The organism is Okeania sp. (assembly GCF_983059655.1).
The window spans coordinates 1-9,750 of the sequence record NZ_CEZPJD010000265.1 but is presented as its reverse complement, the minus strand read 5'-3'; the positions used below and the strand labels follow the sequence as shown (position 1 = coordinate 9,750).

Below are 9,750 nucleotides of genomic sequence, written 5' to 3'. Positions count from 1 at the left end.
TCGGGTTGAGTTACTGGCTACCCCTGACTGCACCTCGACAGAATATTATAAAAATTGAACTAACCTCCCTTTCATATAGAGAGGGTAACAAGGGAGCTATTATTGAAGTTCCTCCTCAAATTAATATTTGGGCAGGAACAAAGAAATTTACACTGAGTAATAGTGTTATGGGTAATAGTATCATCTGTTTGACTTCCCCTGAGCTTGACTGGCTTGCTGAGGAGTTAAGCTCCTGGCTAAATTTACCGATTAGTAGAGATTATTAATAACAAATTTCTATTTGCCAAAAAGTTAAAATTTAGGAAGGTAAAAAGGCTAAGTTTTGGGAAAAAAGGAGTCAGGAGTCAGGAGAGAGGAGACAGAATTTTAGAAGATGTGGTGCTGCATTGTAATGGTCGTGCATTGCATTATTTTTGTTACGAGGTATGTCAGTGGGAGCATCTTGCTCCCGTGCCAAGCTTCCCTTATTCCTTGTATACCATTTATATCTACATATAAAAGTTTCTAGATAAACTCCGGAATAGGGTAGTGGAATAGGGTAGTAATGTATGTATACCTTAAATTTGTCATTAAGTTTTTTAACCCCTTCTCATACCTGATTTTTGTTTTGGATGATGTTGTAAATTATTTACTCATAAAAAATTTTCCTAAAGCAAATGTAAACACTTGGGTTTTGAGAAATTTAAAATAGCTGGTTTAGGTATTAAAAAAATTACTAATAACTCAAAATGATTGAAGAATTAATTGAAGTTGTAAATAAGCTATCAGAAGCAAGCGATAGTTTAAATTCGGCAAGAGAAAAAAGACGTAAGCATATTGTACAATACTTTTTAGACATTGAAAAGTGTCTTCAAGATAGTGTAGAACTATTAAAAAATGGCAAAGTACCTAACGATAAATGGGGAGAACTCAAGGTTTATGCTAGAAAGTTACCTAAGACTATTGGTAGAGAGATAGGGCAAGAAACATCTGAAGAGCTTTCTTTATTACTATTGAGTACTTCCAGAAGTCTTCCAACAGTTCAAGATCTTCCATCTATAGAGGGCGTTGCAGGTAAATTTAAGGGACTAGCAAATACAATAACTGCACAACGACAATCAAGACCAGAAAGTGACTTACGTCGAAAGATTCTTACTTATGGAGTTTTTGCTACAGCTGGTTTTGCAGGTGGTGTATTATTAAATAAATTTTCTGATCGAGCTCAAACAAAAAGTGAAACTAAACCCCCTGCAAGCACTGATAATTTTCCGAAGATAGATTGGGAAATGCATACCTTTTTAAGCGATAACGTAAAAAATACTATTCTTTTTCAGGCTCCAGAGAAGGTTTGCAAACTTGTCAGAGAAATGACAAATGAACGCTTCAATATCACACTTAAAAGAACTGGAGAAACAGAGGAGATACTAACAAAAGTAAGCGAGGGTAAAGTAGAGTGTGGTTTTAGTGGAGTTTACTACAGCACTGCTAAATACAGAGCGCTATTTTTCGGATGTGCTATTCCTTTTGGCTTAAATCCCCAAGAGCAGACAGCTTGGCTAAATTATAAAAAGAATCCCAGTGACAAATACACTTTTATACAATCAATTTATAAGGATAAATTAGGGTTAAATATAATTCCATTTCCAGCAGCTGCAACAGGAGGACAGATGGGAGGATGGTTCAAAGAAGAAATCCAATCAATAGAACAACTTAGAGATAAATTCATCCGTATTCCTGGATTGGGAGCTAATGTTTGTAGGGATGCTTTCGGGATGAAAGATTACCAAGAGCTTGGTGATGTTTCTATCGATGAAGCCATTGAAAAACTCAAAGAAGGAAAATTTTTTGCTGTTGAGTGGACTTCACCGCATGATGATTTTGAGTTAGGACTTCATAAAGCTGCAAATTTCTATTACTATCCTGGTTGGTGGGAACCAAGCACTACGTTTGATGTGCAAGTCAATATAGATGCCTGGGATGATTTGCCAATTCATTATCAAGAAATTTTTAAGGTTGCTTGCCACGAAACTTACATGAGTATTTTGACTGAATATAATCTGAAAAATAGTTTAGCACTGAAAAAAATTGAGGAAACAGGTGTTAAATTAAAAATATTTGATACTAACATTTTGGAAAAAGCTAGAAGTACGACTGAAAAACTATTGAAAGAATATGCCAATCAAGATCAAGAAATTTTCAAGGATATCTATGAAGAGTGGCTTAATTTCAAGAGCAGAATTCGAGCATGGTCAGATTTAAATAAACTTCAGTGATACAAGCTGAGAACAAGCATAGTAGTCCATCGACGTCTTTTGACTTGTCTTTCTTAGGTCTACTATGCAGGACTACCCAAGTATGATACAGCAGATTCCACCTTGGTGAGGTATACCCATCGCGAGCAAGATACTGGGAAGATTTAATTTTTAATATCTGTACTTCATGTACTTGGAATTTGCTGTAATTGCTAACCAACAACTTCCTACTTTTTCAGTTCCTAGTAATTTCCAGAATACCTTTATCTCCATCAAGATTGGCCTCAACTCCCACAGGTAAAGCTGCATTTGGACCATCATGGCCAAAAGGAAGCTCAGAAACAATGGGAATATTTAAATCGGACAGGCGATCGCGCAATACATCCTCAACAGTAAATTCTGTATTATCCATACGGCCAGCAGAAGACTGACTAAACCGCCCCAGAGCAATACCATTTACCTGATGTAAAACCCCAGCCATCCGCCAGTGAGTCAACATTCGGTCAATACGGTAAGGAGCTTCATTAGTATCTTCTAAAGCTAAAATTGTCCCCCTCAAATCTGGTTGATACTTAGTGCCTAATAAATGACCAGCTACAGTTAAATTTGCAGGCATTAAATAGCCCTTGGCCTGGCCTCCACCCCAACCATTGCCTTTTAAAGGTTCTAGGGAACGACCCTCTACTAAGTCAAATAATCGTTGAATTGACCACTCTGGTTCGGCAGCTAAAGTAGTTAATAATGGACCATGAACGCAGGAAAAATTGCTAATTTTACAAAAAGTCCACAGCAGAGCAGTAATATCAGAAAAACCAATCAACCATTTAGGAATAGGCAATGCAATATCATTGAGGTTTTGCCAGTTTTCGAGTAAGCGAGTCGTACCATAACCACCTCTAGAGCAGAGAAGACCACGATAATTTTCATTATTCATCGCTGCTATTAATTGAGTGAAGCGACTTTCGTCTGTACCTGCTAAGTAACCCCATTTTTCATCATAGCCTGGCGTTAATTCTACTTGATAGTTATGCGATCGCCAAATTTCTGCTCCCTTTTCAAAAGCATCTAATTCTCGTAGACAACCACTTGGTGAAATAACTTGTAGTAAGTCACCTGGTTTTAACCAATTTTGATTTAGCATATTATTATCAGGAAAGGCAGAAATCAGGAGGCAGAAGGCAGAAGGTAATTCTGACTTCTTCCCTCTGGCCGTGACTGAAGGGAACAAGGGTATAAAACCCTATTTAATAGTTCCTTCTGACTTTTGCTCTCTGCCTTCTGCCTTCGTTCATTAGACTTCAGTCAGGGAATAGGGAATTATTGATATCATACAGCAGTTTCCGAAGCTATGAAGTACAGTTGTTTTTATTCTTTTCTGTTCCCTGTTCCCTCAAACCTAAAGTTTTGTACCTCATAACAACGGAAAACGCTGTATCTTGAATTGATTTAATTAACACTTTTGCCAGAAGCCTCAACAATGCAATATTTTTCCCTCATCCCTCTTCCTTCTTTTACCCAACCCTATTCACAATTAAAATATTACGATTTTGATCTCCAACTCGTTTATACATAAACTTATCAACACTATCTTTTGCTAAATATACTCCTAATCCACCCATAGGGCGTTTTTCTAAAGTTTCGTGTAAAGTTTCTTCTGTTACAGTATTTTCTTGAGTAGGATCGTAAGGTGTTGCTGTATCTTCAATATAAACAGTTAAATTTTGCTCATTTATTTCTGCCTGTATAGAAATATCTCCCACTAAACCAGCTTCATCATAGCCATGAGTAATAATATTTGTTGCTATTTCATCTACTGCTAAACGTAATTTATATGATGCTTTTTTATCTAAACCAGCTTCTTTTCCTGCCGACATAATATACTGACCAATTTTCCCTAAAGAATCTAGGCTACCTGACACTATTAAAGGTTCCATAATGCTCCTTTTTTGTTAGTTTTTTTTAGTAATAATTTTCATCTTTTGTGTGGTGGGTTTAATACCCCATCCTCATTTCAGTTATCAGTACCTCTACCTGAAGTATTGGGATTGAAATATTGAACTTTATATTTTTTCATCCCCTTGAAAGGGGAGGCTATTGACCTTATTTTTTTTGTCACCCGCAGTCCTTAAAATTTTTTGGGGTTTGAATCCCACCATGCAATTTTCCCTTCTGCCTTCTGCCTTCTGCCTTCTTCAATAATTTCTACGCACCGCTAACATTGTAATATCATCAAATTGTGGCGCATCATCCATATAATTAAATAAATTATTTTTAATGCGTTCCATCAATTCTGAGGCAGAAATAGCAGGTTTTTCTACTATTTGTTTTAGCCTATTATCTGTAAATAACTTTCCCTCGGGAGATTTTGCCTCAGTTACTCCATCAGTGTAACCTATTAATATATCTCCCCTTTCTAACTGAACCTGCTGAATTCCAAACTGCATATTTGGCATCATTCCTACCGCTGGGCCTGTAGAATTTAATGTTTGTTTTATACCGTCTTGATTAACGATAAATAGCGGTTCATGTCCTCCATTAATATAGCTGAGTATACCAGTCTTCGGATCTAACATCCCAAAAAATAATGTGGCAAACATACTCATTTGCCAATGTTTTTCTGCAACGTAGTTATTTGTGAGACGAACAGCTTGAAGAGCATTCAGGTGAGCTAAGTTAGTTGCATTTGACTCGCCTATCCAATCAGCATTAACAGGTTTATGCGCTTGAAGTATGGGAGCTGCAGCTCCTTGGAATTGAATTTCTCCAGAAAAAATGCGAATTAGACTGCGGAATAGAGCCATAAATAATGCAGCTCCTACTCCTTTATCACAAACATCTGCAATTACTAATCCTATTTGATTGTTATCAAATGTGAAAGCATCGTAAAAGTCTCCGGCCACCTGCTTGGCGGGATGAAAACAGGCAACTATTTCCCAATTATCCAACGTAGGAATATCATAGGGAAGAAAGTCTATTTGAATCTGTCTACCCTTTTCTAATTCATTATTGAGAGCTTTGGAATAAGCATCTAGTTGCCCATAAAGTCTTGCATTTTCTAAGACTAATCCTATGTGTTCGGCTATAGCTTGCATTAAATCTGCCATTCTCGAAGTAAAATGATTTGTTTGAGAATGCAGCAAGGTAATGATACCAAGCAACTCTTTTTTGCCATTGATAATTGGAACACCTAATGCTGAACGAACGACATAAGGTTGATCGGGTAAAGTCAGCCAGCGGTCGTCTTGTTCCGTATCTGTAATTAATCCTAGCTCAAGGTTGCGACTTACCCAACCTGCTAACCCATGGTCTAAAACATTACCAATTAATTTAGCACGTTGTTCTGGAGTTACTTCAGCACGAGTCAGAATAGCATCTATAATTTTTCCAGATGCAGGCTCTAGTAAAAATAAACTTCCTTTCTCTGCATTACAGGATACATCAGCACAAACGTCTAAAGTTTTTTGTAAAGCTCCTCTAATGATTCCTCCTGGTGAGGAATGACATCCTGTTGTGACTTCTATCAGTACCTTTTGAGAGAGTCGGAAAGCCACCATTTCATCTTGGAGTTTAGTCATCTCCTGACGTAGTGAGTCTATTTCTGCTCTCAAGTTTTCTTCTGTAGATACCATTGTTTATAATATTCTTAGCCTTATTTTTATGTATAGCAAAGAACTAGTTGGTGTTTGACTCATGCAGATAATTAACAGTAAGACAGGGAAATGTTTTTCCTACTATTCCCTATTCCTTAGTGCAAAATGGCGGAAATAACCGACCAGTTACAAAATCCTAAAAGCTTTACCAATCAATATTTCTGACTTCTGACTTCCGCGTAGCGGCACTAGTTCCCTGCTATAGAAGTCTTATTCTTATTGTAGAGGCGATTTCCTAAAGTCATGCTCCGTAAAGGCGTTTACGTTTGCGTAGCATCCCGTAGGAAAGTATTCCGTAGGAAATTGCCCCTATTATTTCCTCAATGGATAAATTTTGTTCAAATATTCTCTATCTTAGCTGCATCATACTCATCCAGTAAATAAATACTTTGATCGAAACCTGTTTTCTTGATGGTATCTAGCACCATTTCTTGAACACCTACCATATAAATATCAACACCCGTTCCCATTTTTTGTTTAGAGAAAATCAATACTCGTAGACCCGCACTTGCCATATATTCTAGGTCATTCATTATTAAAACAAGTCTTTTTGGGTTTTCGGCTGCCGCTTCCTCTACTTTTTGCTTAAAAGCTGGAGCAGTAGATCCATCTAGTTCCCCAGATAAAGTTATTTTAGCGATGCCGTTTGTTGTTTCTAGAGTTGCTGTAAAAGCCATAATTTTCCCTTATTTATTGATTTCGTAATAGTTTCTGCTAATGAGCTATCTTTTTGGTCTTTCTATCATATCATTAGCCAGGGAACAGGGAACAGAGAGAAATAATTGATTTTATTTTGGATTTTTACCAGATTTATAGCGATCAAAAAACTTTCTCTTTCTTCTTCTTTCTTCCCTCCTGACTACTGACTCCTTCGTCTCAACCGGGGATGATATTATTTTCCGATCAGAATAACTACTGAGCGATCGCCAAGTAATAACCCATGCTGATTTTCCAAAACAGGTTCTTTTCCAGGTTCCCAGACATCTTCTGGCGATGGACAAGCAGTATTAGCAAAAACGTGCCACTGCATTCTTTGGGGCAAACCAGGAATTTCAAACCAGAGACTTTCCCAGTGCATATTCATTGCTACATAAATGTAGTTATCTGGCTGTTTTCCTCCTTTAGCGTGTTTGCCACATAGCATAAAAGCAATAGTATGACAGCTCTCAGACCAATCTACATTCCACGCCTGAGTTCCATGCCAAGTAATATCTGCATAACCACTACCAGTATAATCTTGATTTCTGAAATGGTTGCGATTTCTTAATACTGGGTGTGCTTTTCTAAATGCAATGCAGTTTTTCACAAATCTAAATAACTCAGCATTCGTTTTGAGAAATTCCCAGTTAAGCCAATTCAGTTCCGAGTCATGGCAATAGGTATTATTATTACCATTTTTACTGCGTCCTATTTCATCTCCCATGAGCAACATAGGTACACCTTGACTAACCATCATAATTGCGATCGCATTTCGCATTTGACGACTACGCAAAGCATTAATTCCCTGGTCATCTGTCCAGCCTTCTGCCCCACAGTTCCAACTTTCGTTATCATTAGCACCATCGTTATTATTTTCGCCATTAGCTTCGTTATGTTTCCCATTGTAAGAAACCATATCGGCTAGGGTAAAACCATCATGGGCGGTAATAAAATTAATAGATGTTGCAGGAGCGCGACCTTGCCAAGAATATAAGTCTGGGGAACCTTGTAATCTTTGTGCCATTTCCCCTACAGTACAATCACCTTTAATAAATTTACGAATTGCATCGCGATACTTACCATTCCATTCTGCCCAACGTCCAAAAGCTGGAAAAGAACCCACTTGGTATAAACCCCCTGCATCCCAAGCTTCTGCAATCAATTTACAGTTAGCTAAAATTGGGTCAAAAGCCAAAGTCTCTAAAAGTGGAGGATTTGACAATGGTGCCCCCCAGGGGTCACGACCGAGAATTGAAGCCAAATCAAACCGGAAACCATCAATATGATATTCACTTGCCCAATAGCGTAAACAATCTAATACCACACCACGAACTATGGGATTATTACAGTTAATCGTATTACCACAGCCACTAAAGTTATAGTAATAACCTTCTGGCGTTAGCATATAATATACCTTATTGTCAATACCCCGGAACGAAATTGTCGGACCGTTTTCGTTGCCTTCTGCTGTGTGATTAAACACAACATCTAAAATTACCTCAATCCCATTTTTATGCAGTTCTTTAACTAGAGTTTTTAACTCATCTATCTGCATCCCTGACTTGCCTGTGGCTGCATAACCTGCTTTCGGGGCAAAAAATCCGACCGTACTGTAACCCCAATAATTGTAGAGTATTTCACCTGTAATCGGGCTGGGGCGAGAATTTTCAAACTCATCAAATTCATAGATAGGCATCAATTCTACTGAATTAATACCCAATTCTTTGAGGTAGGGAATTTTTTCGCGGATGGCAGCAAATGTTCCAGGATGTTTAACTCCAGAAGAGGGATGAGCAGTAAAACTGCGAACGTGCATTTCATAGATAATTTGATCTTCTGGTGGAATTTCTAGAGGGCGGTCATTTTCCCAGTCAAAATCATCATAAGCAATTCTAGCTCGATGTTGATAGTTGTCATCCCAGTTAGGAAAAACTCCCCAAACATCTCGACCCCCAATAATCTTAGCGTAGGGGTCCATGAGAATTTTACTCTTGTCGAACCATTGACCTTCCTGGAAGTTATTTGGTCCGTCCATCCGGTAGCCATATTCAATATTTTCTATATCCAGGTCGAAGACAATCATACAATAAACATTCCCAATTCTAAATTCTTCAGGAAAGGGAATTTCTGCCATTGGCTGAAGAGCGCCTTTTTTAAACAAGACCAATGTACAGGATGTAGCATTAGAGGAGAATATAGAAAAATTCACTCCTCCTGGCACTAGAGTTGTACCGAATGGAAAGGGTTTCCCACTACGCAGTTTCAAGTCACCGTGACTGTGAGTAGGTTGAATATCAATACGATCTAATGGCATGACTTTTAATTAATATTATGGGGGAAGAGGAGAGGTAATTAATAATTAATAATTAATAATTAATAATTCAGGACTTACCGAATAATTAAAGTAAAACGCTTATCCTTTAAAGGAAAAACAATGAATTAATTTTCTTTTTATTTAATTCTCTTCCTTTTAAAAAGAGGTAATTATCAATTATCAATTATCCATTATCCATTATTTAGTGTTGCTATTCCTGACTCAACATTTTCAGCAGTTGCAAAAAAGTCTAGAAACCCAGTCACAGACATAGTATCTTGAAGCTCTTCTGAAAGCCCCACTAATACAACTTTTCCTTCCTTTGCTGTGGTTTGTCGGTACAATGATAGTAATGTGCGCAACCCTGCACTAGACATATATGGTACATTGCTCATATTTATCAGAATTTTGCACCCAGGAGTCGCTAGGGGTAGAATTTCTTCTGAAACTTTAGATGCTGTACTAGCGTCAATGTCCCCTGTTAATTCTACTACTGTAATATTTTCTTCTATTGTTCTAATATTAATTTCGATTGCCATTTGATTTAGTGTAATAATACTCAGGTATTTTAGATGTAGGTTAGGTTGAGGAACGTTTGTCTAGAAAAGGCTAATAGCCAATGGAACGTCTCCATTAGGGCAGCTTATCCACCAGGATAAGGAGAAAACCTAACACAATAGGTATTATACAGGTATTAGACTAAATCCGATTATCTAAATAATAGAGGGAGTGTAGGGAAATGGGGAGGCAAATTTTCACCTTTTCCCCATATTTAATTGCGTAACGTTTTTAACCAGAGGTAATTATCAATTATCAATTATCCATTATCCATTATCCATTAATGAATTCTTCCTTC

7 protein-coding genes and 1 pseudogene are annotated in these 9,750 nt (G+C 37.5%); 2 read left to right on the top strand and 6 right to left on the bottom strand.

The features are described from left to right. Positions 1-266: pseudogene (locus AC3DU7_RS15880) on the top strand (serine/threonine protein kinase); the annotation flags it as partial. A gap of 462 nt (positions 267-728) precedes the next feature. Next, complete coding sequence (locus tag AC3DU7_RS15875; protein ID WP_488040299.1) at positions 729-2,252, top strand: TRAP transporter substrate-binding protein; 1,524 nt, start codon at positions 729-731, stop codon at positions 2,250-2,252. 214 nt (positions 2,253-2,466) lie between these two features. Here the strand turns inward: AC3DU7_RS15875 and AC3DU7_RS15870 are convergent, their stop codons facing one another. The 6 genes from AC3DU7_RS15870 to AC3DU7_RS15845 all read right to left on the bottom strand — a co-directional run bounded on the left by AC3DU7_RS15870 (position 2,467) and on the right by AC3DU7_RS15845 (position 9,433). Further along, positions 2,467-3,372 carry a S66 peptidase family protein gene (locus AC3DU7_RS15870; protein ID WP_488040298.1) on the bottom strand — a complete coding sequence of 302 codons (906 nt, stop codon included), beginning with the start codon at positions 3,370-3,372 and terminating at the stop codon, positions 2,467-2,469. 370 nt (positions 3,373-3,742) lie between these two features. After that, positions 3,743-4,165, bottom strand: coding sequence for an ATP-binding protein (locus AC3DU7_RS15865; protein ID WP_488040297.1), 423 nt, complete (start codon positions 4,163-4,165; stop codon positions 3,743-3,745). Positions 4,166-4,423: 258 nt separating this feature from the next. After that, entirely contained in the window at positions 4,424-5,860 is a 1,437-nt protein-coding gene (locus AC3DU7_RS15860) for a PP2C family protein-serine/threonine phosphatase (protein ID WP_488040296.1), read from the bottom strand. Between the two features lie 359 nt (positions 5,861-6,219). Next, on the bottom strand, positions 6,220-6,558 hold the full coding sequence (locus AC3DU7_RS15855; RefSeq protein WP_488040295.1) for an anti-sigma factor antagonist: 339 nt from the start codon (positions 6,556-6,558) through the stop codon (positions 6,220-6,222). Positions 6,559-6,773: 215 nt separating this feature from the next. Next, positions 6,774-8,894, bottom strand: a complete 2,121-nt coding sequence (glgX, locus tag AC3DU7_RS15850) for a glycogen debranching protein GlgX (RefSeq protein ID WP_488040294.1) — start codon at positions 8,892-8,894, stop codon at positions 6,774-6,776. A 191-nt stretch (positions 8,895-9,085) separates the two neighbouring features. Continuing rightward, complete coding sequence (locus tag AC3DU7_RS15845; protein ID WP_488040293.1) at positions 9,086-9,433, bottom strand: anti-sigma factor antagonist; 348 nt, start codon at positions 9,431-9,433, stop codon at positions 9,086-9,088. Positions 9,434-9,750: the final 317 nt, after the last annotated feature.

What these genes read in the sequence shown, in the direction of transcription:
- AC3DU7_RS15875 (WP_488040299.1), top strand. Translation starts at nt 729, where the DNA reads ATGATTGAAGAATTAATTGAAGTTGTAAATAAGCTATCAGAAGCAAGC.
- AC3DU7_RS15870 (WP_488040298.1), bottom strand. Translation starts at nt 3,372, where the DNA reads ATGCTAAATCAAAATTGGTTAAAACCAGGTGACTTACTACAAGTTATT.
- AC3DU7_RS15865 (WP_488040297.1), bottom strand. Translation starts at nt 4,165, where the DNA reads ATGGAACCTTTAATAGTGTCAGGTAGCCTAGATTCTTTAGGGAAAATT.
- AC3DU7_RS15860 (WP_488040296.1), bottom strand. Translation starts at nt 5,860, where the DNA reads ATGGTATCTACAGAAGAAAACTTGAGAGCAGAAATAGACTCACTACGT.
- AC3DU7_RS15855 (WP_488040295.1), bottom strand. Translation starts at nt 6,558, where the DNA reads ATGGCTTTTACAGCAACTCTAGAAACAACAAACGGCATCGCTAAAATA.
- glgX (WP_488040294.1), bottom strand. Translation starts at nt 8,894, where the DNA reads ATGCCATTAGATCGTATTGATATTCAACCTACTCACAGTCACGGTGAC.
- AC3DU7_RS15845 (WP_488040293.1), bottom strand. Translation starts at nt 9,433, where the DNA reads ATGGCAATCGAAATTAATATTAGAACAATAGAAGAAAATATTACAGTA.